22 protein-coding genes are annotated in these 25,561 nt (G+C 65.2%); 11 read left to right on the top strand and 11 right to left on the bottom strand.

Annotated features, from left to right (window positions below; genetic code table 11):
- Nucleotide 1: 1 nt before the first annotated feature.
- From AB5K84_RS05790 to AB5K84_RS05765, 6 genes are all read right to left on the bottom strand, one after another.
- Complete coding sequence (locus AB5K84_RS05790) at nt 2–1,021, bottom strand: patatin-like phospholipase family protein (RefSeq protein WP_038966094.1); 1,020 nt, start codon at nt 1,019–1,021, stop codon at nt 2–4.
- Nucleotides 1,022–1,132: 111 nt separating this feature from the next.
- Nucleotides 1,133–2,377 carry a phosphoglycerate dehydrogenase gene (serA, locus tag AB5K84_RS05785; protein WP_028175507.1) on the bottom strand — a complete coding sequence of 415 codons (1,245 nt, stop codon included), beginning with the start codon at nt 2,375–2,377 and terminating at the stop codon, nt 1,133–1,135.
- 297 nt (nt 2,378–2,674) lie between these two features.
- Nucleotides 2,675–3,907, bottom strand: a complete 1,233-nt coding sequence (locus AB5K84_RS05780) for a rhodanese-like domain-containing protein (RefSeq protein ID WP_038966102.1) — start codon at nt 3,905–3,907, stop codon at nt 2,675–2,677.
- A 75-nt stretch (nt 3,908–3,982) separates the two neighbouring features.
- Nucleotides 3,983–5,179, bottom strand: a complete 1,197-nt coding sequence (locus AB5K84_RS05775) for a PepSY-associated TM helix domain-containing protein (RefSeq protein ID WP_011090690.1) — start codon at nt 5,177–5,179, stop codon at nt 3,983–3,985.
- 2 nt (nt 5,180–5,181) lie between these two features.
- Nucleotides 5,182–7,503, bottom strand: a complete 2,322-nt coding sequence (locus tag AB5K84_RS05770) for a TonB-dependent siderophore receptor (protein WP_011090691.1) — start codon at nt 7,501–7,503, stop codon at nt 5,182–5,184.
- Nucleotides 7,504–7,716: 213 nt separating this feature from the next.
- Nucleotides 7,717–8,601 (bottom strand): dihydrodipicolinate synthase family protein, encoded by an 885-nt coding sequence (locus AB5K84_RS05765; RefSeq protein ID WP_038966101.1) that lies wholly within the window; start codon nt 8,599–8,601, stop codon nt 7,717–7,719.
- Between the two features lie 178 nt (nt 8,602–8,779).
- On the opposite strand from AB5K84_RS05765, the gene AB5K84_RS05760 reads away from it, so the two are divergent.
- The gene (locus tag AB5K84_RS05760; protein WP_011090693.1) at nt 8,780–10,192 is read left to right on the top strand and encodes an FAD-binding oxidoreductase; all 1,413 of its coding nucleotides are present in this window, start codon (nt 8,780–8,782) and stop codon (nt 10,190–10,192) included.
- Nucleotides 10,193–10,218: 26 nt separating this feature from the next.
- On the top strand, nt 10,219–10,899 hold the full coding sequence (locus AB5K84_RS05755; protein ID WP_038966100.1) for a GntR family transcriptional regulator: 681 nt from the start codon (nt 10,219–10,221) through the stop codon (nt 10,897–10,899).
- A 6-nt stretch (nt 10,900–10,905) separates the two neighbouring features.
- Here the strand turns inward: AB5K84_RS05755 and AB5K84_RS05750 are convergent, their stop codons facing one another.
- The gene (locus AB5K84_RS05750) at nt 10,906–11,070 is read right to left on the bottom strand and encodes a hypothetical protein (RefSeq protein ID WP_165448180.1); all 165 of its coding nucleotides are present in this window, start codon (nt 11,068–11,070) and stop codon (nt 10,906–10,908) included.
- A gap of 401 nt (nt 11,071–11,471) precedes the next feature.
- Between AB5K84_RS05750 and AB5K84_RS05745 the strand changes: the two genes are divergently transcribed.
- The 3 genes from AB5K84_RS05745 (at nt 11,472) to AB5K84_RS05735 (ending at nt 15,072) form a co-directional block, all read left to right on the top strand.
- A complete protein-coding gene (locus AB5K84_RS05745; protein ID WP_011090696.1) occupies nt 11,472–13,493 on the top strand; it encodes a YgiQ family radical SAM protein in 2,022 nt (673 codons plus the stop codon).
- 410 nt (nt 13,494–13,903) lie between these two features.
- Entirely contained in the window at nt 13,904–14,362 is a 459-nt protein-coding gene (locus AB5K84_RS05740) for an Rrf2 family transcriptional regulator (RefSeq protein ID WP_011090697.1), read from the top strand.
- On the top strand, nt 14,359–15,072 hold the full coding sequence (locus AB5K84_RS05735) for a class I SAM-dependent methyltransferase (RefSeq protein ID WP_011090698.1): 714 nt from the start codon (nt 14,359–14,361) through the stop codon (nt 15,070–15,072). Before AB5K84_RS05740 ends, AB5K84_RS05735 begins: the two co-directional genes overlap by 4 nt.
- A gap of 223 nt (nt 15,073–15,295) precedes the next feature.
- On the opposite strand, the gene AB5K84_RS05730 is transcribed toward AB5K84_RS05735, so the two are convergent.
- Nucleotides 15,296–15,928, bottom strand: coding sequence for a DUF2865 domain-containing protein (locus tag AB5K84_RS05730; RefSeq protein WP_011090699.1), 633 nt, complete (start codon nt 15,926–15,928; stop codon nt 15,296–15,298).
- Between the two features lie 260 nt (nt 15,929–16,188).
- Between AB5K84_RS05730 and AB5K84_RS05725 the strand changes: the two genes are divergently transcribed.
- The 4 genes from AB5K84_RS05725 (at nt 16,189) to AB5K84_RS05710 (ending at nt 19,387) form a co-directional block, all read left to right on the top strand.
- Nucleotides 16,189–16,338: a hypothetical protein gene (locus tag AB5K84_RS05725; protein ID WP_162494168.1), complete on the top strand. Its 150-nt coding sequence runs from the start codon at nt 16,189–16,191 to the stop codon at nt 16,336–16,338.
- Between the two features lie 85 nt (nt 16,339–16,423).
- Entirely contained in the window at nt 16,424–16,885 is a 462-nt protein-coding gene (locus tag AB5K84_RS05720) for a hypothetical protein (RefSeq protein WP_011090701.1), read from the top strand.
- A 183-nt stretch (nt 16,886–17,068) separates the two neighbouring features.
- Nucleotides 17,069–18,091 carry an LLM class flavin-dependent oxidoreductase gene (locus tag AB5K84_RS05715; protein ID WP_063921560.1) on the top strand — a complete coding sequence of 341 codons (1,023 nt, stop codon included), beginning with the start codon at nt 17,069–17,071 and terminating at the stop codon, nt 18,089–18,091.
- 267 nt (nt 18,092–18,358) lie between these two features.
- Nucleotides 18,359–19,387: an alpha/beta hydrolase gene (locus AB5K84_RS05710; RefSeq protein WP_011090703.1), complete on the top strand. Its 1,029-nt coding sequence runs from the start codon at nt 18,359–18,361 to the stop codon at nt 19,385–19,387.
- A 265-nt stretch (nt 19,388–19,652) separates the two neighbouring features.
- Here the strand turns inward: AB5K84_RS05710 and AB5K84_RS05705 are convergent, their stop codons facing one another.
- The 3 genes from AB5K84_RS05705 to AB5K84_RS05695 all read right to left on the bottom strand — a co-directional run bounded on the left by AB5K84_RS05705 (nt 19,653) and on the right by AB5K84_RS05695 (nt 22,309).
- Entirely contained in the window at nt 19,653–20,696 is a 1,044-nt protein-coding gene (locus AB5K84_RS05705) for a zinc-binding dehydrogenase (protein ID WP_011090704.1), read from the bottom strand.
- Nucleotides 20,697–20,709: 13 nt separating this feature from the next.
- Entirely contained in the window at nt 20,710–21,375 is a 666-nt protein-coding gene (locus AB5K84_RS05700; protein WP_028175493.1) for a class I SAM-dependent methyltransferase, read from the bottom strand.
- 277 nt (nt 21,376–21,652) lie between these two features.
- Entirely contained in the window at nt 21,653–22,309 is a 657-nt protein-coding gene (locus AB5K84_RS05695) for a glutathione S-transferase (protein WP_038966091.1), read from the bottom strand.
- A 116-nt stretch (nt 22,310–22,425) separates the two neighbouring features.
- Here AB5K84_RS05695 and AB5K84_RS05690 point away from each other — a divergent pair, with 116 nt between their 5' ends.
- Together AB5K84_RS05690 and AB5K84_RS05685 are read left to right on the top strand one after the other, a co-directional pair.
- A complete protein-coding gene (locus tag AB5K84_RS05690) occupies nt 22,426–22,989 on the top strand; it encodes a TetR/AcrR family transcriptional regulator (protein ID WP_011090707.1) in 564 nt (187 codons plus the stop codon).
- A gap of 189 nt (nt 22,990–23,178) precedes the next feature.
- Nucleotides 23,179–25,473 carry an MHYT domain-containing protein gene (locus tag AB5K84_RS05685; protein ID WP_011090708.1) on the top strand — a complete coding sequence of 765 codons (2,295 nt, stop codon included), beginning with the start codon at nt 23,179–23,181 and terminating at the stop codon, nt 25,471–25,473.
- Nucleotides 25,474–25,561: the final 88 nt, after the last annotated feature.

Below are 25,561 nucleotides of genomic sequence, written 5' to 3'. Positions count from 1 at the left end.
CTCAGCACTCCGTCAGGAGGACGTCGAGATCGGCGGTCGATTGCCGGCCGATGTCGGCCCCATGCTCGGCGAGAAACGCGTCCGCGGCCATGCGCCCTTCGGCGCGCAGCATCGAGACGAATTCCCATTCCGCGTTGAGTTTCGACGACGCGCCGAACTTCGTCAGCATGTCGCTCTTGATCCGGTGCGTCCGCATCTTCGCCCAGCGCGCGCCTTCGCCGCTGCCGGGGTCGGCCGCCTGGCGCAGCAGCGCGATCATCCGCAGTTCCTTCATCAGCGGCGAGTTGAACGAGATTTCGTTCAGCCTGTTGAGGATTTCCGCCGCTGTCCGCGGTTCCTCCGGCCGCTCGGTCGGATTGATCTGGACGAGGATGGTGTCGTGCGCGTCGCTCTCGCGAACCAGCGGCGTGATTGTCGGATTGCCGGCGAAGCCGCCGTCCCAATACGGCTCGCCGTCGATCTCGATGGCACGGAACATGGTCGGCAGGCAGGCCGATGCCAGCAGCACATCCGCCGTGATCTCCGCGTTGCGGAAGATGCGGCCGCGTCCGGTGCGCACCCGCGTCGCGGTGATGAACAGCTGGATCGGCGAACGCACGAGGCGTTCGAAATCGATGCTCTCGGCCAGCACCGCGCGCAGCGGATTGTAGCCGGTTGGATTGAGGTCGTAGGGCGACAGCACGCGCGACATCAGATCGGTGAGGATGTAGAAGGGCGACGTATCGAGGGTCCAGCGTCCCATCAGCCGGTCGAGCGGCGAGCGTTGCAGCGGACTGAAGGCAGCGGCCCTGGAGACGCGGCGCCAGTATTGTTCGAGCGCCTCGCGCGCGCCCTCGGCGCCGCCGGCCGTCCAGCCATCCGCCAGCACCGCCGCATTCATCGCGCCTGCGGAGGTTCCGGAGATCGCGGCGATCGTGAGCCATCTCTCTTCCAGCAGGCGGTCGAGCACGCCCCAAGCGAAGGCGCCGTGCGAACCGCCGCCCTGAAGCGCGAGATCAATCAGTACGGCGTCCCGTTCCATGGCGGACACTCACGCAACTGAAGCTCAAATTCGACGCGATTCTTGACCACGTCGAATTCGAGCGCAGTGTGAGAGCAGTTGCCAAAAGATGCAACCGGAACGTGGGGCCGTTTAGTGCTCGAATACCAGCCTTGCGCCGACCGTGCCGTCGAGAGCGCGGATCTGCTGGAGCAATTCGCCCGAATCCTGGCCGCCGAGATCGGCATCGAGCACGACGTAGCCGAGGTCGCCGGCGGTCTCCAGATATTGCGCCGCGATGTTGATGTCGCGCTGGAGGAAGACCTCGTTGAGCCGCCGCAGCATGCCCGGCACGTTGCGATGGACATGGCTGAAGCGCGCGCCGGAGGGACGCAGATGCAACTGCACCTCCGGGAAGTTCACCGCACCCATGGTCGAGCCGGTGATGAAATAGTCGACCAGCTTGCGCGCGACCTCGCCGCCGATGCGCTCCTGCGCCTCCTCGGTCGAGCCGCCGATATGCGGGGTAAGGATGACGTTGCCGAGGCCCTGCACCGGGCTCTTGAAACGATCGGAATTCGACGACGGCTCGACCGGAAACACGTCGATGGCGGCACCGGCGATGTGACCGTCGCGCAAGGCGCGCGCCAGCGCATCGAGATCGACCACGGTGCCGCGGCTGTTGTTGATCAGGAAGGAGCCCGGCTTCATCGCCCGCAGCTCCTTCTCGCCGATCATGCCTGATGTCTCCGGCGTCTCCGGCACGTGCAGGCTGACGACGTCGCTCTGCGCCAGCAGCTCCTCGAGCTTCTCGACCGGCTCGGTGTTGCCGTGGCGGAGCTTGTCGGTGCGGTCGTAATAGATCACCCGCATGCCCATGGCCTCGGCCAGGGTCGAGAGCTGCGAGCCGATATTGCCGTAGCCGATGATGCCGAGGGTGCGGCCGCGGACCTCGCGGCTGCCGGTCGCGGACTTGTCCCAGCCGCCGTCATGGGCCGAGACCGAGCGCGGGAAAATCTGCCGCAGCAGCATCACGATCTCGCCGATCACGAGTTCGGCGACGCTGCGCGTGTTGGAGAACGGGGCGTTGAAGACGGGAATACCGCGCTTGCGCGCCGCCAGCAGATCGACCTGGTTGGTGCCGACGCTGAAGCAGCCGACCGCAAGGAGCTGATCGGCGGCCGCCAGCACGTCGTCGGTAATCTGGGTGCGCGAGCGGATGCCGAGCAACGACACGCCCTTGAGCGCCTGGCGCAGCGCCTCGCCGTCCAGCGCCTTGGTCAGCCGCTCGACATTGGCAAAGCCCGCGCTCCGGAACAGGTCCACGGCACTGTCATTGACGCCTTCGAGCAGCAGCGCCTTCGCGCTCCGCTCAGGGCTTTGGCCTGGGGCTGGCATAGAATCTCCTAAAATCGCGGCTTTGCCGCAGCTCATAAACCGCGGACGGTGCACAGCACAATAGGGGTTGGATACGGGGAGAAGATGGCGGGAGCGCGAGAGGCAATTTCGCTACCAGCCCCATCATCCTGAGGTGCGAGGCCTGTGGTGCGGATGCACCGCAGGGCGAGCCTCGAAGGATGAACGGCCCGGATGCAGCCCGGCCGTCGCCCTTCAAGGGCCGCTAAGAAGCGGCCACCTCAGGGTGACGGTGAGAGAGGATCACTCGCGTCGAGAAGCACTTGCGGCCGCTGCGCCTCAAATCACATAAAACCCGTGCGTTCCATCGCGGCGGAGTTGTTCGACGAGGCCATACTCCCAGTCGAGATAGGCCTGCATCGCACCTTCCGCGACATCGGTCCCCTCATAGGGACGGCGATAGCGGTGCGCCGGATCCGGCTTCGGCAGCACGAGCGGCGGACCGACCTCCAGCGCGCCGTCATAGCCGCCTTCGAGCACGTACACCTCCCAGCCCATCTGCGCGAGCCAGGATGCCGTCATGTCAGCGCGGACGCCCTTGTCGTCGGTCAGGAGGATGCGTGCGCCACGCACCGGTGCGGCCATGTCGGTCTCCTGGACAAGCTGGCCGCCGGGATAATGGCGGAAGCCCGGAAGGTGGCCGGCCGCGTATTCCTCCGCATCGCGCACGTCGAAGCGGTAGAGCGTGCGATCGGTCTGCGCCGCGAGCGTCGCCGCCTCGCCTGCGCCGATGTGGCGGACGCCGGCGCGATAGGCGACGTCGCGGGCATTGGCCGGGCCGCCCTCGAACGGCCCGATCGCGCCGCGCCGGTCGGCGCCGTGGTTGAGCGCATGCCGCGCCAGCGTCCAGCCGATGGTGCCGTTGCGCAACGCCCGCACCTTGTTGGGCACGCCCGCATTGATCAGCGACTGGGTGCCGATGATCGAACGGGTGCGGCCGGCACAATTGACGATGATGGTGGTGTCGGGATCGGGCGCGGCCTGGCCTGCCCGCAGCACAAGTTCCGCGCCGGGCACGCTGACCGAGCCCGGAATGTTCATGGTCGCATATTCGTCGAAGCGGCGGACGTCGAGGATCGCGATGTTGGCCTTGTCCGCGATCAGTTTTGCCACTTCGTCGGCACTGAACGACGGCGTATGACGTCGCGCCTCGACCAGCTCGCCGAACGCTTTCGAATAGGAATTGACGTCCTCGAACACCTGATAGCCCGCATCGCGCCAGGCCCTCAGCCCGCCATCGAGCGCACGGACATTGCTGTAGCCGAGCGCCGCAAGGCGCTCTGCGCCCGCCGCGACCAAACCCTCACCGTCATCATAGAGCACAACCGCAACGTCCTTGCGCGGCAGTCTCACCTCGGCCTCAATCGCGATCCGGTCCGCGGCCATGTTGGCCGCGAACAGCGGATGGCCGGTGGCGAAGGCGGCCTCGTATCTGAGATCGAGCAGCGCGATCTCCTCGCGCAGCAGCAGCGCGCGGCGGATGTCGGCGGGGGTGACGGTCGAAAGCTTCATGGCGTGAACCTTGAGAGGACAGGCCATGGGCTTTTGAACGATCGCAGGCGAGTTGGCTAGTCTTTCCGGCGCAGCTCACTCGCCGGGAACGAGGAGCCCGAGCGGCGGCTGCGCAGGACGCCGCAACCTGCGGCGCGACAGGTAGAGCAGGAGACCGGTGATCGCGAATAGCGGCATCAAGGCCGCGGCAATCATGAACGCGAGCTTGCCCGGCCACCCCAGGATCGCACCACGATGGATGTCGTACACGGCCGCGATGATCTTCTCGCCGAAGGTCTTGTCGGCGTAGCGATCCGCGGCGACCAATTGACCGGTAGCGGCATCAACGCGGAATTCGTCGCGCGTGGCCTCGAGCGTCGAATCCTTGCCCCACGACCGAATCCGTATCGCCGTGCCGGGGCCGGCGGGCAGCGTCAGCAGGGCCCTGGAGAAGCGGTCGCCCTCCTCGCGCTGGAACGTAGTCCATGCCTGATCGAATCCGATCGGCCGGGCCGGCTCGGAAACGGCCGCCACGCGCGGCGCCTTTGCAGGCATCTTGGGCTGCATCTTCGCGGCTGCCACATGCGGGCGCGACAGCAGCCAGGCGACGCCGTCCTTGTACCAATCGAACGAGTACCAGAGCCCGGTGAGCGTCATCACCAGATAGATCAGAAGAACCCAGGTGCCGATCACCGCATGCAGCGTTCGGTGCAGACCGCGTCCGCTGAGTCCGAGATTGGGCTTCAGCCACATCTTCACGCTGCCGGCACGGCGCGGCCAGCGCAGCACGAGACCCGAAACCAGCATGACGATCAGGCCGAGCGCGGCGACGCCGGTGACCTGGCGCCCCCAGCCCTTGGCATCGCCGGGGATGAGCAGCCAGCGATGCAGCCTGCGCACCGTCGCGAAAAATTCCTCGCCCCGCGGCGAGCCCAGCACGCGCGCGTCATAGGGATCGAGATAGAGCGAAGCCGGCCGCCCGCCCTGCTCATCGCGGCCGAAGCGGACATGCACCGCCGCGGCCGGATCGCTCGACAGAGTGACGGCCGAGACCTTGCCGAAATCCTGGGCCGCCTTCAGCCGCGCGACCAGTTCGTCCGGCATCAGCGCCGGCGTGGACCGCGGCAAGACCTGCATGATGCCGGCGTTCAGGTGGTCGACGATCTCGTCCTCAAAACTGATGATCGCGCCGGTCAGCGCGATCAGGGACAGCAGCAGCGCGAGCGCGAGGCCCGCAATGGAGTGGACCTGGCGCAGGACGGCCTTGATGTTGTGCCCCAACCGCGCTGCCATCGCTAGAACTTCACCGTCGCCGACAGAGAGACACGGCGAGCATCGCCAATGACGACGTTCAGATTGTTGACGGCAGAAGGATAGTAGACGGTGTCGAACAGGTTCTTGACGTTGAACTGATAGACGACCGGGAACTGCTCGTACTTGGTCTCGTAAGTCGCGAAAATGTCCGCGACGACATAGGACGGCAGGAAGAAGGTGTTGGTCGAATCGCCGGGACGGTCGCCGACATAGCGCGCGCCGCCACCGAGCCGGAGCTGACCCGGCAAGGCTGTGCCAAAATCATAGACCAGATAGAGCGAGGCCGTGTTCAGCGCGACGTTCTGCAGCTTCTTGCCGTAGAGCGTCGGATCTTCGGACGCCGTCACCCGCGCATCGGTGTAGCCATAGCTGCCGATCAAGGCCCAGCTGTCGGTGAGCCTGCCGGTGACGTCCAACTCGATGCCGCGCGAGTGGGCACGGCCGACGGTGTGGAGCTCCACCACGCCCGCGCTGTTCGTCTTCGTCGTCTGCACGTTCTTCTTGTCGAGATCGTAGAGCGCAAGCGTACCGGAGATGCGCTTGTTCAGATCGAACTTCACGCCAGTCTCGTATGACACGCCTTCTTCTGGCGCGACGTTGGAGTCGATCGTGACGCCGATCGGGGCAATGGTCGAGTTCGGCTTCAATGACTCGGTATAGCTCGCATAAAGCGAGACCTGGTCGGTCAGCTTGAAAATGGCGCCGCCGAGCGGAAGCACCTTGTCCTGGGACACGTTGGTGTTGGTGACGAACGGCTTTCCGCGGCCGGCGATCTGGTCGTAGTCCATGTAGCGCACGCCGCCGACCAGCGCGAACCGTTCGGTCAGATGCAGCGTGTCCTGGAAGAATAACGACCATTGGCCGAGCTGGTCAGTCTGGGCGCTGTCGCTGTTCGAGGCCGTCGTCCCCGGCCCGATCAGCCCGTAGACGGGATTGTAGACATTGAAGGCGGGAGTTGCCTGCCGGATCAGAACGTCGCGGTAGATAGTGCGATACTGGCCGTCGCCGCCGAACACCACGTCATTGCGCATGTTGCCGAGCCAGAAGCCACCGGAGATGTAGGACGTTCCGTAGCTGACATTGCTGAGCGAGCTCCCTGTGCCGTCATTGCTGCGCGTCTCGGCACCCGTCGTGAAGTTGATGCCGGTGATGCGGAGCTGGTTGGCGCTGAAGGTTTCGGTGTTGTAGCTATAGCCTGCGTAGAGCTTCCAATCCTGGTTGAAGCGGTGCTCGACCGACGCCTGCATCAGGTCGGAGGTGCCCCATGTGTTGTTGAAGGGCTCATCGAGCCGGCGGTCGGCTGGAACTGCCAGCGGCGCTTTCGTCACCGGATTGAATGCGGTGCCGCGATCGAACGGATAGATGAACTCGCGATGCTCGTAGTTGAGCTGGACCGTGGTGTCCTGGCCGTACCAGGCCAGCGACGGCGCGACCAGCATCTCGCGGTGACGGCCGAAATTGCGCCAGTAATCCTCGCTGATGCCGTAGCCAATGAAGCGATAGGCAAGGCCCTGGTCGCCGATCGGACCGGTGACGTCGAGCAGGCCGTCGGCGCCGGTCTTGGAGGCACTGAAGGCCGAGCCGAGCAGCGTCACCGAGCCGTGCTGGTAGAGCTCGGGGCGCTTGCTGATGGTGTTGACGATGCCGCCGGGGTCCATGATGCCGTAGAGCAGCGAGGCGGGCCCTTTCAGCACCTCGACGCTTTCGACCGCGGAGTTGAAACTGCGGCCCTGCACCAGCGGCATGCCATTGCGCATGATCGAGCCGTCGCGGTTGTCTCCGAAGCCGCGGCGGATCACCGCGTCCTGGCTGCCGGCGAGCGTGTTAGTCTGGGTGATGCCGCTGATATTGATCAGCGCGTCGTCGATGTTGCGCGGGAGCTGGTCCTTCAACACCTGCTCGGGAACGATGTTGACGGCCTGCGAGGTATCGAGCGGCGAGGCGCCGCTGCGCAGCGTGGTCGCACTCGGCATCGCACGGTAGCCGAGCTTGGCGGCTTGCTGCGCGGCGGCCTCCGCGGCCGCGCGCTCGGATATTGTCGGCGCTGCCGGCGCGGCATTGCGATTGCGTTGGCGCGCGGCGGTCTGGGTGCGGCGTGAAGTCTCCTCCGATGCACGCGCCGGCTTCGGCCGCTGTGCCGGCGCCTCCACCGTCACCGGCGGCAGGGCCGATTGCGCCTGCGCGCTCGTCGTGTTGGAGGGATATTCGGCGAGCAGCACGGCTGCTCCGATGAGAAGACCTGCACGGCTCCCGCCGGCACGAATTCGATGACCGCTGACGCGGCCACCCAGATGAGCACGCACTTTCGATTCACTTCCAAGTCAGACACAGCATTGAAGCTGGCGCGTCTAACGGCCGTTGCGAATGAAGAGAACCGTAGGCGGGCTTGAATCCCTCTAGTGTTGAATGGTTCTAAGCGCGGATGGACGCGGAACAGCAATCAAGGATTGCTCTCGCGCCGATCGCGACACGCTGCGCGCGAAATCCGCGGCGGCTTGTCGCAACGTTGCGGGATTTCACACGACGGCAGGAGCCATCAGTTCGTCGAGCTTCCGCTTGGACGCAGTGCCGTCCGACAAGGCCCGGAGCGGCGGGCGCACGCGCAGCCACGCTGCATCGCCCGTCTGCGCCGCAAGGATCGCCTTCAGCGTTGCGAGGAAGGATGGCGTCTTCACCACGACGTCGATCGCGGCCTGCATGCGTGCTTCGACATCTTTGCCGTCGATCATCGCCTTGACCAGCTCCGGCGCAACGTTCGCCATGCCGCAGATGGTGCCGGCGCCGCCGGCGGCGATGGCGCGGGCGATGTCGGCTTCGTTGCCGACGGTGATGGCGAGCTCGGGCGCGGCGGTGCGGAACGCCTGAAACTGCTTGAAGTCGCCGCTGGAGTCTTTCAAGCCTGCAACCAGCTTGCCGTAACGCTTGCGCAAGCTTGCGGCGACCGTGGTCGGAATCGCAACGCCGGAGATCTGCGGGATGTGATAGAGCGAGGCACGCAGGCGATCGTCGGCAACGCCGTCGACGATCGCAGCGAAGGCATCCTCGATACCCTCGGGCGTGACGCTGCGGTCGAAGTAAGGCGGCAACAGCAGCACGTGGCGCAGGCCGAGGCCGAGCACGGCACGCGTCAGCGCGATACTGTCGCTGATGGCGGGGAAGCCGCCGCCGATTCCGATGCGCGCCGGCGCGACGCCGGCCTTGAGCATGGCTTCGATGGTCGCCACGCGTTCGGCGACGTTGAATGAGGTACCCTCGCCGGTGGTGCCGAACAGCACGACACCGTCGACGCCTTTGCTGAAGAGCTGCTTGGCGTGGGCGGCGAGCCGGGCGTGATCCACGCCACCGTCGGTCGCCAGCGGCGTCGCCGACGCCACCCAGAACCCGCGAATCGCCTCCGTCATCACACCACCCTTTGCTGCGGTCTCGGACTAAGCCTCTGATCCCTAACGATCTTCCGGGCTCAGCGGAGACTTGTTTTTGCTTTACTTTTCACCTTGTACCTTACATACAAGACAGACGCAAATCCCCGTCGCGCAGCAGGCGCGCGACAGACGCGGCCAGATTTTGAGGAGGTCTTGCATGGACATGGTGACCCCTGTGGAGCGTCCCGACCAATTGCTCGCGGCCTTGCGCGACAAGCTCGGCGCGGCCGCCGTGCTGACCGGCACCGATGTGCCTGCGCGCAATTGCAACGACTGGAGCGCGAGCCTGCCGCAAACGCCGCGGGCGGTGATCCGTCCGCTCGATGCGCAGGGCGTTACCGATGCGATTCTGACCTGCCGCAAGGCGCATCTGCCGTTCGTGCCGCAGGGTGGATTGACCGGGCTGTGCCGCGGTGCCTCGCCTGAAGCGGGCTGGGTCGCGATTTCGCTCGAGCGCATGACCGGCATCGAGGAGATCGATCGCGCGTCGATGACGATGACGGTGAAGGCGGGCACGCCGCTTGAGACGATCCAGAAGGCCGCGGACGAGGCCGGCTTCTTCTTTCCGCTCGACCTCGGCTCGCGCGGCTCGTGCGCGATCGGCGGCAACCTCTCCACCAATGCCGGCGGCAACCGCGTGATCCGCTACGGCATGACGCGCGAGCTGGTGCTCGGCCTGGAGGTGGTGCTGCCTGATGGCACCATCATCACCAATCTCAACAAGCTGATGAAGAACAATGCGGGCTACGACCTGAAGCATCTGTTCATCGGCTCGGAAGGCACGCTCGGCATCATCACCCGCGTGGTGCTGAAACTGTTCCCGAAGCCGCGCTCGACCATGGCGGCGCTCTGCGCGCTGAAGGATTATGCGGCGGTGATCGCACTGCTGGACGCCGCGCGCAGCGGGCTCGGCCCGCTGCTGTCGGCGTTCGAGGTGATGTGGCCGGATTATTGGGACGTGATCACGACGCGCGCCGGCGTGAAGCCGCCGGTCGCCGCAGGCCACGGACTCTACGTGCTGGTGGAAGCGCAAGGCACCGACGAAAGCCTGGATGCGCCGCGCTTCCAGAGCTGGCTCGAGGAATTGATGAAGCGCGGGCTCTTGGCCGATGCCGCCGTCGCGCAATCGCTGGCGCAGACGCAAGCCTTCTGGCGGGTGCGCGACATCTGCGCCGAGTTCGGCCAGGTGCTGGGCCCGCACATCTCCTACGACATCGGCCTTGCGGTGGCGCAGATGGACGAGTTCGTCACGCGCTGCAAGGCCGCGCTCGCCAATGGCATCAAGGGCTGCGAGAGCGTCTATTACGGCCATATCGGCGACGGCAATCTGCACCTGGTGTCCTGGGTCACCGGGCTTTCCGTCGAGCAGCAGCCGAAAGAGGAGATGGACGCGATCATCTACGGTCTCGTGCGCGAGATGGGCGGCAGCGTCTCCGCCGAGCACGGCATCGGCACGCTGAAGAAGAAATGGCTGGGTCATGCCAGGAGCGAAGCCGAGATCGCGCTGATGCGGACGCTGAAGGCCGCGCTCGATCCCGATCATCTGCTCAATCCCGGCAAGGTGATCTGACCGGTTGCACGGTGATGGGAGCGCCGATGAGATCATTGAAGCTCGATACGCCAAAATCGCTGTCGCAGCGGGTGATGCAGCGGCTGCGGCAGGCGATCATCGACGGCGAGTTCGCGCTCGGCGCTGCGATCTCCGAGGAGATGGTGGCGAATTCCTTCGGCGTCAGCCGGACGCCGGTGCGCGAGGCGATGGGCCAGTTGCAGGCGCAGGGACTCGTGGTGATCCGCCCGCAGGTCGGCAGTTTTGTCTTCACCCCGAGCGCGGACGACATCGCCGCGCTCTGCACTTTCAGGATCGCGCTGGAGCCCAAGGCCGCAGAACTCGCCTTCCGCCACGATCGCGACGGTGCGGTGGCGACGATGAGCGAGGCGATCGCGGCGATGGAGCCGGCGGTCTCGGCCCGCGACAACATCGCCTATGGCCGCGCCGATGCCGCGTTCCACGAGGCGCTGTTCACCCATTGCGGCAACCGCTACCTCGTCGAATCCTACCAGCTCGTCTCCGGCCGCGTCGCGGCGCTGCGCACCAATCTGACCTCGCCGATCGACGTGCGCACCCGCACGTCCTTCGACGAGCACCGCAAGCTGCTGGACCTGTTCGCGCGCGGCGAGTTTGCGGCTTTCGAAGCGCTGATGACCACGCACATCACCAATTCGGGCGTGGTCTACGCCAAGGCCCTGAAAGTGGAGGCGCTGAAAGTGGAGTGAGCGGTTCTACCGCCCGTCCTTCGGACCAGGCCTGTCCAGGAAATCCAGCGCGGTGTTGATCTGCTCGAGCTGATGCTCGATCCTGTCGCGGTCCTCGATGGTTTGCGCCGTCTCGAGCTCCTCTACGAGCTTCTGCTTCCGCGCCAGCAAGTTCTCTATGACCGTACTCACAAGTCCCCCATCGCCCCGAAGCGAGCATCAAGGCAAAAATCCGGTTGCGGGCACTGGCGCCGGGATCGTCGCGGCGCGCGCGAGCAGAGCTCGCGCCGGTGCCTTCATCAGAATGTTCGCGGGGGCGGTTGGTTCCTGCAAATGAACCGCAACGCGGGGCCGATGGAACAGTCGGCGCAAGCTGACCGCCGTCAGAAGCTTCCTTGCCCATCATATGAGCGATCCGTCGTCCGGGTTCTCACCGCGGCCGGCATCGGATCTGCGATTGCTCCATCACAGTCCGCTGACGCTGCCCGCGCGACTGGCGTTGCCGAATTGCGCGCCACGCGGGAACCGGAATCGTCGAAGACAGCCCAGCGATCGGTTGTATTCGCGCCTCCGGAGTCCTATGCGTATGCGCCATGGACACCCAGATCATCGCCGCCGAAAAGCCTCTGATGGCCCAGGCCCGCCCGCGCAAGCCGGCGCCGTTTCTCCCGATGAGCCGCGCCGAGATGGACGCGCTCGGCTGGGATGCCTGCGACATCGTGCTGGTGACGGGCGATGCCTATGTCGACCATCCGAGTTTCGGCATGGCGATCATCGGCCGGCTGCTGGAGGCGCAAGGCTTCCGGGTCGGCATCATCGCGCAGCCGGACTGGCATTCGGCCGAGCCGCTTAGGGCGTTAGGCAAGCCGAAGGTGTTCTTCGGCGTGACCGGCGGCAACATGGACTCCATGGTGAACCGCTACACCGCGGACCGCCGCCTGCGCCATGACGACGCCTACACGGCGGGCGGCGAAGGCGGCAAGCGGCCGGACCGCTGCACCATCGTCTACGCGCAGCGCTGCCGCGAGGCGTTCAAGGACGTGCCGGTCGTGCTCGGCGGCATCGAGGCCTCGCTACGCCGGATCGCCCATTACGACTACTGGTCCGACAAGGTGCGCCGCTCGGTGCTGGCCGACGCCAAGGCAGATCTGCTGCTCTACGGCAATGCCGAGCGCGCCGTCGTCGAAGTGGCGAACCGTCTTGCCGCGGGCGAAGCGCCGCGCGAGCTCGACGACATCAGGGGCGTCGCACTGTTCCGCCGCGTGCCCGAAGACTATTCCGAGCTGCACGCCGACGATCTCGACTCCGCCGACGAAGGCGCAACCCGCCAGAAGGGCGCGACCGTCATTCGCCTGCCGGCGCTGGAGCAGGTCGAGCAGGACAAGGAAGCCTATGCGCGTGCGTCACGCGTGCTGCACCGGGAGAGCAATCCCGGCAATGCGCGGCCGCTGGTGCAGCGTCATGGCGACCGCGATCTCTGGCTCAATCCGCCGCCGATCCCGCTGACCAGCGACGAGATGGACGCGGTCTACGATCTTCCTTACGCGCGCGCGCCGCATCCGTCCTACGGCGATGCCAAGATCCCGGCGTGGGACATGATCAAGTTCTCCGTGACGATCATGCGCGGCTGTTTCGGCGGCTGCACCTTCTGTTCGATCACCGAGCATGAGGGCCGCATCATCCAGAACCGCTCGGAAGGCTCGATCCTGCGCGAGATCGAGAAGATCCGCGACAAGACGCCGGGCTTCACCGGCGTGATCTCCGATATCGGCGGCCCCACCGCCAACATGTACCGGATGGCGTGCAAGGACCCGAAGGTCGAGGGGGCGTGCCGGCGGCCGTCCTGCGTCTTCCCGGAGATCTGCCCGAACCTCAACACTTCGCATGACGATTTGATCCGGCTCTATCGCAAAGTGCGCGAGACCAAGGGCATCAAGAAGGTGATGGTCGCCTCCGGCGTGCGCTACGACCTCGCGGTGGAGAGCCCGGAATACATCAAGGAGCTCGTCACCCATCACGTCGGCGGCTACCTGAAGATCGCGCCGGAGCATACCGAGCGCGGCCCGCTCGACAAGATGATGAAGCCGGGCATCGGCGCCTACAACCAGTTCAAGCGGATGTTCGATGCCGCGGCCGAGCAGGCCGGCAAGAAATATTACCTGATCCCGTATTTCATCGCGGCGCATCCGGGCACGACCGACGAGGACATGATGAACCTCGCGCTCTGGCTCAAGAAGAACCGCTATCGCGCCGACCAGGTGCAGACCTTCCTGCCCTCACCGATGGCGACCGCGACCGCGATGTATCACACCGGCGTCAATCCGCTGCGCGGCGTGCGTCACGGCGGCAGCGACAAGGTCGAGGCCATCAAGGGCCTGCGCCAGCGCCGCCTGCACAAGGCGTTCCTGCGCTATCACGACCCCGACAACTGGCCGGTGCTGCGCGAGGCGCTGAAGGCGATGGGCCGCGCCGACCTGATCGGCTCACGTCCCGACCAGCTCGTGCCCGCGCACCAGCCGCCCGGCACCGGCAAGGCCGCCGGCACAAGGCGGCCCGTGCGCCCCGGCGGCAAGACGCAGCGGTTCACGACCAAGGGCCTGCGGGTGATGAAGTAGGCAAGAGCCGGATGAGATCCGGTTCGGCCTGCGGCTGTCGTGCCCTCCAAAACAAAAAGTCGAAAACAACCCCATGCACAGTAGCCTGCATGAGCGGGATCAATGGCTTACGCGCTTTGCGCCGACGTTGACCCGTCGGGCAAGACAGGAGCAGGATGGCATCGTCGGGCGCCTGGGATGAGCAAGCCTCCGGCGCCACTCCGTATCGATATCGTCAAGCTTCACACAGCGTCCCGCGCGCGAGCTTTTTCGCGCCTGTTCGACGCGCTGTGAGGATCATGCTCCAAACGATAGTCGAACCAGTCCATCGATTGGAATCCAATCTACACGCCGGGCGATGAGCGCTCGCTCCGTACCGCACACACCGACACCCCTTGACCTCGGCGCCATCATGTAACATATAAAGTTACATGAAACGAGACAGCCGTCTATCCGGCGTGCTCCATGTCCTTCTCCACATGGCGCAGCAGCCTGGCCCCTTCACGTCCGAGACCCTGGCGAAGGCGATGGACACCAACCCGGTGGTGATCCGGCGCATCATGGCGGGCCTCAGGGACCTCGGTTACGTCCGCTCCGAGAAGGGGCATGGCGGCGGCTGGACGCTGGCCTGCGACCTGTCGAAGGTGACGCTGCGCGACGTCTACACCGCGCTCGGCAATCCCCCGCTTCTGGCAATGGGCAACCGGACCGAGGCGCCGGGCTGTCTCGTCGAGCAGGCCGTCAATGCCGCCCTGGATCGGACCTTTCAAGATGCCGAGGCGCTGCTGCTGTCGCGCCTCGGTGCAGTGACGCTGGCGATGCTGGGCGATGATCTGCGCAAGCGGCTCGGGGCCCGCAAGGTCCGCGACATCAGCGCGCATCACGCGTGATCGGCTCCGTTCAGCAAGGCAACCTCATGACCGACATTCAAGCCATGTTCTCCGATCCGCATGCAGTGGCGAAATACACGGAAGGGCCGCCGCGGTTCGTTCCCGGCTACAATTCCATGCTGTCCATGGCGGCGATCCTGCTGGCCGAGCGCGCGCGTGAAGACGCGCGAATCCTCGCCCTCGGCGCCGGAGGCGGCCTGGAGTTGAGAGCCTTTGCGCAGGCGCAGCCGCGCTGGACCTTCGACGGTGTGGACCCCTCGGCGGCGATGCTCGATCTCGCGCGGCAAACGTTGGGCCCGCTCGCTTCGCGCGCGCATCTCCACCGGGGCTATGTCGACGCTACCCCGGAGGGGCCGTTCGACGGAGCCACGTGCCTGTTGACCCTGCACTTCGTCGATGCCGCGGAACGGCGTCGCATTGCCTCCGAAATCCGCCGCCGCCTCAAGCCGGGCGCGCCCTTCGTGATCGCTCATTTCAGCATCCCTGATCGCGACGATGAGCGGCCGCTGTGGCTATCGCGATATTCGGCGTTCCTGGCCGCATCCGGCGTCGAGCCGGACAAGGCGGCTGCCGCGCGCGACGCCGTCACCAACCATCTGGAGATCCTCACGCCCGCGCAGGATGAGGCAATTCTGCGGAACGCTGGCTTCTCCGAGCCGACCCTGTTCTACGCCGGATTCACCTTCCGCGGCTGGGTGGCATACGCCTGAGACGTCACGCTTCGTCGACACGGCGCGCATTCATGCAAAGCCGGGACCCGCCGGGACGTGCAGACATGATCCCTTAGCCCGCGAATGAGGCGGTGTCCGTTCTGCCTTCAAAACCAGACATGGCCAGTACGCTCCTGCGAGTCGGCAAAGGGCCAACAACGGAAGAAGCTCTGCAAGAGGTGATCGTCGGACATTGATTGCAACATCAATCCGCATCTACGCGCTAGTCGCGCGCGGGCACCGGCTTCCGCGTGATGGTCGCCGCCGGAAGCGGCGTGAAATCCGGGTTCTGGTCGTTACCGACCCGTATGCCGGAATAAGCGACGAGCCCGTCAGCGGTGGCGACCGCGTCGCCCGAGCGTAACGAGCCGTCCATCGCGAGATCGACTGATGCAAGACCGGCGGGGCTTTGGCCGTTGCAAGTGCAATCGGCGCGCAGCGCCTTCCGATAGGCAAAGGCGTTTTCGCTATCGGCGTAGCGTTCGCCGGTTGCGGCATAGGCTCTGTCAATGCTGGAGCCGAAGAAAACTTTGGTCGGGCTTGCCGGACAGAAGGCCTTACACATCTGCGCCGGCGAGGCCGCGCCGCGCATCAGCGGAAAATATTTGCCGTCGCAACTGCGCACGCAGAAGGCAGGTCCCGCGCTTACGACGACCGGCCGCGGCGGTGGTGATTGCGGATCAAAAGACGAGGTCGGCTGCTGTTGCTTCTGGCCGCCACCGAAAAAGAAATCAAGCAAGCCTTCGGCCGCACTCATTTCGGGCGTCAGCGCCACGGGGCCAACGATGGCGACAGCAACAAGCATGCGGCGCAGCTTGCGCTGAAAGCACGATTCGGTACGCATCGCTTGCTCCACCGGACGCAACGAACTCTCTTCAGCACAAAGAGCGCTTGCGGCAATCGTGGATACGAAACGCGCTCTAAGCTGGGCGCAGAAGGGGAAAGAAATAGGCGAGTGGGCACGGCAAGCGCCACATTTCGGCCGTTATGGGACGCCGTGGGAGCAGTGATCCCCGGAGTTCGCGCCGCGTTGAAACCGACCGAAGTCCGGTTCGGGTCAAAAGCAGCGGTCGTCCAATCTGTCAGGCGGTGTCCGGCCTCCCTCAAACCGCAGACATGACGATCGCTCATGTGGCGCTCGGCTCGGGGCCACTGACAGACCATTTTCGCGTGACCAAGTACGGTCTGCTCGCGGAAGCCGACGTGAGCGGCGGCATTACCGGCACATGCGGGAGCATCACCGACGTTAACCCTGTCGGCAAATGATTTGTCGCGAGTCGGCAGCCGTCGACAAGTTGCCTCATTGGCGCGGAGAATTTTCAGCGGCACGAATCTGGGTCAGAGGCGCATTATGCTGAGAATGGCGTTGTTGGGCCTCCTCATCCTGTTGAGTGTAGGAATGCTGTCGGCAATGGAGCTGAGAGCGCCACCGCGTCGCGCGGCCGCGATCGTGCAGCCGCTTGCCGAGCAGGACGCGGGCACTTCTGCTTCACACGACGCCCTGGCGAAGGCTGACCGCCTCGACGTTGCCGCTGTGAGCAGCGCGATGCCGACACAGACTGCTTCGGTGGAAGACCGCGTTGCTCCGCCAGAAGACGCCCATATTGGCTCGTCCGAGCCGGAGCCGATCGTCCGTCATCGGCACAATCCGAAAAAGATCGCGACCGCTGAACGTCCCAAGCCGAAGGCAACCGCTGTCAAGCGAACTGCCAACTTCCAGCGCTCAAAGGCCGCAAGCAATGCGGAGCCCTGTCGGCTCAAGGCGTTTGGTGGCTTGCGCAAGGCATTGAATTTGACCGGTTGCGACATCTGAGGACGCTTCTCGGGTGGCCGATTGAAGTTGAGCGATCCGAGTTCGTGGCCCGCTATCGGGCAGCAGTCCAGACCGCGCCTAATCAGTTTCCCCAAAGGGGGCTTACGGGTGCACACCCCGTATTGCCATCTTTCCTCCGATCGACGTCTCGCAAACTCTTCCGATCATCCATATGTTGCCCCCATGAAAAAGATCGGATTTCTGTCCTTCGGACACTGGACGCCCTCGCCGCAGTCGCAGACGCGCTCGGCGGCGGACACGCTGCTGCAATCGATCGAGCTTGCGGTTGCGGCCGAACAGCTCGGCGCGGACGGCGCCTATTTCCGTGTGCATCACTTCGCGCGCCAGCTGGCCTCGCCCTTTCCGCTGCTTGCCGCGGTCGGCGCCAGGACCAGCACAATCGAGATCGGCACCGCCGTGATCGACATGCGCTACGAGAACCCGCTCTACATGGTGGAGGACGCGGGCTCCGCCGATCTCATCGCCGGCGGCCGGCTGCAGCTCGGCATCAGCCGCGGCTCGCCCGAGCAGGTGATCGACGGCTGGCGCTATTTCGGATACCGGCCGGCCGACGGCCAGAGCGATGCCGACATGGGCCGCCGCCATGCCGAGGTCTTTCTCGACCTGCTCCGCGGCGAAGGCTTTGCCGAGCCCAATCCGCAGCCGATGTTTCCGAACCCGCCGGGGCTGCTGCGCCTCGAGCCGCATACCGCCGGCCTGCGCGAACGGATCTGGTGGGGCGCCGGCTCCAACGCGACCGCCGTGTGGGCGGCGAAGCTCGGCATGAATTTGCAAAGCTCGACGCTGAAGAACGACGAGACCGGCGAGGCCTTCCATGTGCAGCAGGCCGCGCAAATCCGCGCCTATCGTGCCGCGTGGAAGGAAGCCGGCCACGCCCGCGAGCCGCGCGTGTCCGTCAGCCGCAGCATCTTCGCGCTGATGAACGATCGCGACCGCGCCTATTTCGGCGGGGAGCGCGGAGGCGAAGACCAGATCGGCTTCATCGACCCGCAGACGCGGGCGATCTTCGGCCGCTCCTATGCGGCGGAGCCGGATGTGCTGATCGAGCAGCTGCGGCAGGATGAGGCGATCGCGGAGGCTGACACCTTGCTGCTGACGATCCCGAACCAGCTGGGCGTGGCCTACTGCGCGCATGCGATCGAGGCGATCCTGACGCACGTTGCGCCTGCGCTCGGCTGGCGCTGAGAGATCTGGCGAAAGCCGTGCATCGCATGTCGGCCAATTCGCCACCGTTGATCTGTTGACCCAATGCGTCAGGGGCGTGTCGGCTCATCATTGATGGGCAACCGCCACCCAGGCGTTGGAACTTCGTCGCATCGCTCGCAGACCGGCGAACGGACGCCATGACACGCGACCTGCCAGGACGCTGCTCCGCCGTCTTCTCGCCCCCATTGTCGTTCAGGGAGCTAGGCGGGGCGGCGCTATGGTGGGCATAGTTCCCAAAGGTTCCGCGTGATCGTCCGACATCTTCTACAACGCGACTCTCATCATTCCCTTTCGCGCCGCGCGCTCCTGCGCGGGCTTGTCTCGGCAGGCAGCACTCTCGCGCTGGGCGGATGCGCAGGCTTGGGCGCGACCGGCGCGCGCTACGACGCGTCGTCCCTTTCCGTTGATCCCACACTGCTCGTCGCCACCACACGAAAGCCCGTGAAGGGCGGCCGCACGAAACCCTGGTTCGGGCCGGAGCGGGCGACCGCAATGACGGTCGCTCGGGCAAGGCTGGTGGCGCCGGACGAGAGCCGACTTTCTCTCGCCTCGGTCGGACTGGGCGATTGGCGCCTAGATCAGGTCGAACCGGTGCAAGCCGAAATTGGCGATCTCCTTGCGCAGGGCGGCGCGGGAGGAGACGTGCTGATCTATGTGCACGGCTTCAAGCAGACATTCGAGACGGCCGCGCTCGACGCCGCCCATCTCTCCGATGGGATCAAGTTCCGCGGCCGGACCATGGTGTTCTCCTGGCCCTCCAAGGCAGGATTGTTCGACTATGCCTATGACCGGGACAGTGCGATGTGGTCCCGCGACGATTTCGAACGCGTGCTCTCTTCCCTCGTGTCGACGTCAGGCGGCGGCCGCGTGCACATCGTTGCGCACAGCATGGGGACAATGCTGACGCTCGAGAGCCTGCGTCAGCTCTATGCGCGATACGGCGACACCGTCACGAGCAGGATCGGGACGGTCGTGTTTGCCGCACCCGATATCGACATGGACGTGTTCACGTCGGCGATCCACCGCATCGGTCCGCTTGCCGGCAAGATCACCGTGATCGCCGCGACGAACGATCGCGCTCTGGCTCTGTCGGGACAAATCGCGGGTGGAATGACCAGGGTCGGCGCCGCCGAGAAGGCTGTCATCCAGCGGCTCGGCGTGCGCGTGGTCGATGCTTCCCAGGAAGGCTGGAGCATCATCAATCACGATCTGTTTCTATCGAGCGCGGAAGTGCAGCGGGAGATCCGCCGTTCGATCGACAGTACGGCCGCGTAAGAGCGTGCACTTGCGGCGCATCGTGGACTTCCCGATGGACGCGCCGACTTCTTCGCCGGCTTCATGCGCTCGGCGCAGGGAGACTATCTGCAGGCCTTTATGATCGCGGGCGCAACGCGGATCGTCGCGGCCGTGCTGTCGCTGATGATCGGCCGGCGGCCGGTGCAACCCGCGCTCGCCACGGCCTTGTCAACGCCATCCGCGCCTCGCCACCAGAGGACCGGGTAGGATCAGTCGTTGGTGTGATCGGCATCGGCCGCGGCGTTCAGCTGATGTTTAGCAAGATCCGCCCTGACGTGCCGCTGCGCATCAAATCCAGCGCGTCGTTGATGTCATCGAGCGCGAACTCGTGGGTCACGATCCCGCGGTAACTGACCTTGCCGGCTTCGTCGAGCCGGACGAGACGCGGGATGTCGCGCGCCGGCTGGCACTGCCCGCCTTCCGAACCCTTCAGCACCTTCTCGAAGTGCAGCGGCAGCGTGTAGATCTCGACCTTGTCGCGGGGAACACCGACAAGGATACAGCGGCCCTTCTTCGCGGTGACCTCGTAGGCGAGCTCGATCAAACGGCTGACGCCGGTGGTCTCGACGACCTTGTCGGGCCCGTCAGGCCCCGTGATGGACCGAACCTCGGCGGCCAGATCCTTTACCGCGTCGGAGTTGATGGTGTGGGTGGCGCCGAACTGCCTCGCCATCTCCAACTTGTTGTCGAGGCGGTCGATCGCAACGACCGGATGGGCGCCGACCATCGCGGCAAATTGCACGATGTTCAGCCCGACGCCGCCGACGCCGAACACGAGGACGGCCTCGCCGATCGCGACCTGCGCGTCGTTGTTGACGACGCCGAGGGCGGTCGTCACCGCGCAGCCGAGCAGCGGCGCGCTGCTGCGATCGATCGAGGGGGGAACGGGCGTGACGCGATTTTCCGACACCACGGCATATTCGTTGAAGGTGGTGACCCAGCCCGCGTTGAGTCGCTTGCCGTGCCAGGAATAGACCGGCGTATTGGACTGGATGCCCTTGCCCGGCCGCCAATGCATGACGACGGTGTCGCCCTGCTTGCACGAGACGACGCCGGGCCCGGTTTCGACGATGGTCGCCAGCGCTTCGTGCCCCAAGAGGTGCGGCAGGAACTTGTCGGCGCCCTTGACGGCGTCGATCTCGTTGATCTGTGCGCCGCAGATGCTCGACGTGTGCACGTGCGCGAGCACCTGGCCGTGTTCGAGCGTATCCGGCAAGGTGAACTCGTCGACGATCAGCGGCTTGCCCGACTCGACGAGAATCGCAGCCTTCGCGGTCTTGATATCCATGAGGCGCGCCCGGTCACTCGAAATAGATGAATTCGTAATCGCCGGTGTAACCGAGCTTTCCGTACAGCCAGATCCATTCGGAGGTGTGGAGGATGGACTCCGCCGTCAGCGCCCAGCATTCGAGGTTGTGCAGCTCGGCAACGGTCCGGTAGCCCTCGACCATGACGTATTTGTTCTTGCCGACCCGCTCGATCTCCTTGAGCGCCGCATCGAGCTCGTAGAGCCTGAGATTGTGCAGCGTGCCGAGCGAGATGACGAGGTCGAAACTGTCGTCGCCATAGGGATAGACGTCCTGGGCGCGATAGTTGAACAAATACGGCCGCACCTGCTCATGCGAATTTGCAAGACCGTGCTTGGAGATATCGAAGCCGACGACCTTCAAGCCCGGCAGGATCTTTTGCATCTCGTACAGCAGGAAGCCCTTGCCGCAGCCGACGTCGAGCACGCTGGACCCATCCTTCAGGCCATAGGTCTCGATCAGCGCTTTCGCGACCGGCGCCCAGCGCCCGTCGATGAAGCGGTAGCCGCCATAGCCGAAACGGCGGTCGCCATCCCAATAATCGGCCTCGTATTCCCGCGCCTTCAGCGAGCAGCCGATCTTGTCGTCGTTCATGCGCCCCATATAGTCGCGCTTGGTCGCAGTATGCAGTGGCGTCACGATATTCAGTAGTCGTCCCATCAAGTCCTCGGATTCCATCACGCGCTGAGATTGTCTTGACCGGCCTGGGGAGCCTTGCGACGTGACCTGCGAATCACCCTAGCATTTGTGCTGCAGGTGATCGTTGTTTCAGATCAATGATGGTGCGGCAGCCCCATCCACAACGTGCAGATGCGCACGGCCGGCGTCAGCCGGTCAAGGATCGAAGGATTCCTCCGCTTCACTGAGAGCTTCATCGATGGGACAAGTTCGGACCCGCCTGCTTCTGCAGGCATTCGCGGGTAGCGCGGACCCGATGTCAGGCGGACGCTTCGGCCGGCTCCGACATCGTCACCCGGTTCTTGACGCTGGGGCGCTCCTGCATCCGGGCGTACCAGGCGCGAAGTGCCTCGCACTCCGCAGGCACCGGCAGCTTCAGGAGCTCCGCAAAGATCAAGCCGCCGATGACCGTGATGTCGGCCATCGAGAAGGCCTCGCCGGCGACGAATGGCTGCTGCTTCAGAATGCCGTTGAAGTAATGCATGCCTCTGACGGCCTTGTCGCGCTGACGCAGGCCCCACTCGGCGTTCTGATAGATCTCGACCTCGGGCCCAAGCCCCGGCGTTGCGTGATGAAAGTACACGCTGATCGCGTCGAGCAGCTCCAGCTCGCCGCGCTTGCTCATCATGTGGATCACGCCCTTTTCGCGCGGCGTCCTGCCGGTGAGCACGGGAGCGCCGTCGAGCGCGTCGAGATATTCGGTGATGGCGGTGCATTCGCCGATGAAGGTGCCGTCGTCGAGCTCGAGCACCGGCAGCGTGCCCGAGTAGTTCTTGGCGAGGAACTCGGGTTTCTTGTGCTCGCCCTTCCACAGGTTGACCGACACGAACGTGACGCGCGGCCGCAGATTCTTCTCGGCGATGGCGATGCGAACGCGGGCCGGGTAAGGGCCGGTGGCCCAATCATGAATCTTCATCGATAAACCTCTTTGCTTCTCTCTACCTGCCACTTGGTAGACATTTATAGCCTTCAAAACCCGGCGGTCAAAGCCTATCTGTCACTTGGTAGATAACGAAGCGGTGAGGCGGCGACATGAGTACCAGCGCACGGGAAGCCATCCTGGCGGCCGCCAGACGCACCGCACAGGCGCACGGCTATGGCGGCCTGAACTTCCGCGATCTCGCCGCTGAGGTCGGCATCAAGGCCGCGAGCATCCACTATCATTTCCCGAGCAAGGCCGATCTCGGCGCAGCGGTCGCCAGGCGCTACTGGGAGGACACCGCGGCGGCGCTCGAAGCCATGCTGGCGGAAACCCCGGATCCGCTGCGCTGCCTGCACCGCTATCCCGACGTCTTTCGCAAGGCGCTCGAGAACGGCAACCGCATGTGCCTGTGCAGCTTCATGGCTGCCGAGCATGACGACCTGCCGGACGCGGTGAAGCGGGAGGTGCAGGCCTTTGCCGATGTGAATGTCGCCTGGCTGAGCAAGGTCCTGGCCGCTGCGGCTCCGAGCAGTTCCGGGGAGAGCGAACGGCGCGCCCGGGCGATCTTCGCCGCGATCGGCGGCGCCCAGCTCCTGGCGCGGAGCCGCTCGGATCTGTCGCTCTACGACACCTTGATCGACAGCTACCGCGCGGCCGGTCTGCTGCCGGCCTGACGGATGGTTCCCGCGGGCCGGGGCGATGACACCATGAGAGTGGCGGCACCGCAGGATTGCGTGCACCATGGCGGTCGATTCGAACGTCGTGGACGCCTGCGGCGCCTGTCTTGGTGCCGCGGACGATTTCGGTGTCGGGGAGGACCTCATGCGTAAGCCCGAACGCAACTTCGGCTAGCGTTGGCCGAAATGCATCATCATGCGGCTTCTCACGATCCCGTTCTGGTCGCGCTATCGATTCTGATCGCGGCCCTCGCCTCCTATACGGCGCTGGACCTGGCGACCCGAATGCGAGCTGCTTCGGGAAGGGCCCGCCGATCCTGGCTGGTCGCCGCGGCGATCGCCATGGGCGGCGGCATCTGGTCGATGCACTTCGTCGGCATGCTGGCCTTCAGCCTGCCTGGAATCGAAATCTCCTACGATCCATTCCTGACTCTGCTCTCGCTCGTCATTCCGATCGTCGTCGCCGCTGCCGCCTTTGCCGTTGTCGGACGACGCCCGCAGGCGCTGCTCGCATCCGGCTTCGCGATGGGACTTGGCATCTCCGGCATGCACTATACCGGCATGGCCGCGATGCGGATGGCGGCCCTCATCCAATACGATCCCCGATGGGTCGTGCTCTCGATCCTGATCGCGATCAGCGCCTCGATCGTGGCGCTCTGGCTCGCCTTTCGCAACACCAACGCGGTGCAGCGGCTGTTCGCGGGCCTGGTGATGGGCCTTGCGATCTCCGGCATGCACTATGCCGCGATGGAAGGCGTCATGTTCCTGCCGACGAGCGCCATGGCCCGGCCGGCAGGCCATCTCGGCGTCGGTCAGGCGCCGCTCGCGTTCCTGCTCGCCGGCATCACCATCATGATCCTGAGCATCGGCATCGCGGCGGCCGTCTATGACAGGGCATCGGCGGAGCGCGCCCAACGCGAGGCCGCCGCACTGAGGCGCAGCGAAGAACGCTTTCGGCTGCTTGTCGAAGGCATCGCGGACCACGCGATCTTCATGCTCGATCCGGACGGGCGCGTGGGCAACTGGAATCTCGGCGCGCGCCGGCTGATGGGCTATGGCGACGACATCGTCGGGACGAGCTACACCATTTTTCACACCGAGGAAGATTGCGCGGCCGGGGCGCCCGCGCGCGCGCTCGTTGAAGCCGAGCGGGAGGGGAAGTCCGCCATAGAAGGCTGGCGGGTGCGCAAGGACCGCAGCCGCTTCTGGGCGGAGGCAACGATCGTCGCGGTCCGGAACGACAGCGGCGCAATCGCCGGCTTTGCGAAGATCGTGCGCGACGTCAGCGAACGGAGACGGGCGCAGGAAGCGCTGGACCGCGCGCGCGAAGCATTGATGATGTCGCAGAAGATGGAGACCATCGGCCAGCTCACCGGCGGCGTGGCCCACGACTTCAACAACCTGCTCGCGGCCGTTCTCGGCAGCCTCGAACTGCTGAAGAAGCGCCTGCCGACGGACGATCCGAAGATCCTGCGCCTGGTGGAGAACGCGATGCAGGGCGCGGTGCGCGGCGCCTCCCTGACCCAGCGCATGCTCGCTTTCGCGCGCAAGCAGGATCTCAGGCCGGCGGTCGTCGACGTCCGTGAGTTGGTGCGCGGCATGGCGTCATTGCTGAAATTCGAGGCCGGAATTGATGTCGAGACGCGGTTCCCGATGCATCTGCCGAAGGTGAAGGTCGACGCGAACCAGCTCGAACTGGCGATCCTCAACCTGGCGGTCAACGCGCGCGATGCGATGCCGGACGGCGGCCAGATCACCATCGCCGCACGCGAGGAGCAGGGCGAAGGCGGCCTTTCGAGCAGCGGCTATGTCGCGCTCTCGGTGAGCGACACGGGCTGCGGCATGAGCGACGAGATCCTCAAGCACGCCCAGGAGCCGTTCTTCACGACCAAGGGCGTCGGCAAGGGCACCGGGCTCGGCCTGTCGATGGTCCACGGACTCGCCGAGCAGTCCGGCGGCAGGCTCGTCTTGAAGAGCCGTCCCGGAGAGGGCACGACGGCCGACATCTGGCTGCCGATCGCCGAGGAGACCGCGGTGCCGGACCTGCGCATAGCGGCTCCGGCAGCCGTAGCCCGGCCCAGCCGGCAGCTTTCCGTGCTCGTCGTCGACGACGACCTCCTGGTGCTCGAGAACACGGCAGCGATGCTGGAGGATCTCGGGCACGTCGTGGTCGAGGCGCGCTCGGGCGATGAGGCGCTGGCCTTGCTCCGCCGCACCCGCACCGTCGACCTGGTCGTGACCGACTATGCCATGCCCGGCATGACCGGCCTGCAGCTTGCCAACGCCATCGCAGCGGAGCGCCCGGAGACGGTCATCCTCCTCAGCACGGGATACGCGGACCTCCCGAGCGACACGCGATCCAGCCTGCCGCGCCTGGCAAAGCCGTTCGACCAGGCCGCACTTGCGAAGGCGATCGAGGCGGCGATGGGCGAGGAAGAGCCGGCCGGATCAGTCGTCGCGTTTCGGCCGAAGAGCGCATGATTGCCTGATGATGAACGGCGCGCCATCCAGAATAAAACTGCGAACTCGTATGTTATTGAAGTGACCATACAACTTATGGCGCACCCAA

Origin of the sequence: Bradyrhizobium sp. 1200_D9_N1_1, from assembly GCF_052075915.1 — a bacterium.
In the GTDB taxonomy this organism is placed as follows: domain Bacteria; phylum Pseudomonadota; class Alphaproteobacteria; order Rhizobiales; family Xanthobacteraceae; genus Bradyrhizobium; species Bradyrhizobium diazoefficiens.
This window is presented reverse-complemented; position numbering and strand designations above follow the sequence as displayed.

Coding starts and splice junctions, on each gene's coding strand:
- AB5K84_RS05790 (WP_038966094.1), bottom strand. CDS start 1,021: ATGGAACGGGACGCCGTACTGATTGATCTCGCGCTTCAGGGCGGCGGT.
- serA (WP_028175507.1), bottom strand. CDS start 2,377: ATGCCAGCCCCAGGCCAAAGCCCTGAGCGGAGCGCGAAGGCGCTGCTG.
- AB5K84_RS05780 (WP_038966102.1), bottom strand. CDS start 3,907: ATGAAGCTTTCGACCGTCACCCCCGCCGACATCCGCCGCGCGCTGCTG.
- AB5K84_RS05775 (WP_011090690.1), bottom strand. CDS start 5,179: ATGGCAGCGCGGTTGGGGCACAACATCAAGGCCGTCCTGCGCCAGGTC.
- AB5K84_RS05765 (WP_038966101.1), bottom strand. CDS start 8,601: ATGACGGAGGCGATTCGCGGGTTCTGGGTGGCGTCGGCGACGCCGCTG.
- AB5K84_RS05760 (WP_011090693.1), top strand. CDS start 8,780: ATGGACATGGTGACCCCTGTGGAGCGTCCCGACCAATTGCTCGCGGCC.
- AB5K84_RS05755 (WP_038966100.1), top strand. CDS start 10,219: ATGAGATCATTGAAGCTCGATACGCCAAAATCGCTGTCGCAGCGGGTG.
- AB5K84_RS05745 (WP_011090696.1), top strand. CDS start 11,472: ATGGACACCCAGATCATCGCCGCCGAAAAGCCTCTGATGGCCCAGGCC.
- AB5K84_RS05740 (WP_011090697.1), top strand. CDS start 13,904: ATGAAACGAGACAGCCGTCTATCCGGCGTGCTCCATGTCCTTCTCCAC.
- AB5K84_RS05725 (WP_162494168.1), top strand. CDS start 16,189: ATGACGATCGCTCATGTGGCGCTCGGCTCGGGGCCACTGACAGACCAT.
- AB5K84_RS05720 (WP_011090701.1), top strand. CDS start 16,424: ATGCTGAGAATGGCGTTGTTGGGCCTCCTCATCCTGTTGAGTGTAGGA.
- AB5K84_RS05715 (WP_063921560.1), top strand. CDS start 17,069: ATGAAAAAGATCGGATTTCTGTCCTTCGGACACTGGACGCCCTCGCCG.
- AB5K84_RS05705 (WP_011090704.1), bottom strand. CDS start 20,696: ATGGATATCAAGACCGCGAAGGCTGCGATTCTCGTCGAGTCGGGCAAG.
- AB5K84_RS05700 (WP_028175493.1), bottom strand. CDS start 21,375: ATGGGACGACTACTGAATATCGTGACGCCACTGCATACTGCGACCAAG.
- AB5K84_RS05695 (WP_038966091.1), bottom strand. CDS start 22,309: ATGAAGATTCATGATTGGGCCACCGGCCCTTACCCGGCCCGCGTTCGC.
- AB5K84_RS05690 (WP_011090707.1), top strand. CDS start 22,426: ATGAGTACCAGCGCACGGGAAGCCATCCTGGCGGCCGCCAGACGCACC.
- AB5K84_RS05685 (WP_011090708.1), top strand. CDS start 23,179: ATGCATCATCATGCGGCTTCTCACGATCCCGTTCTGGTCGCGCTATCG.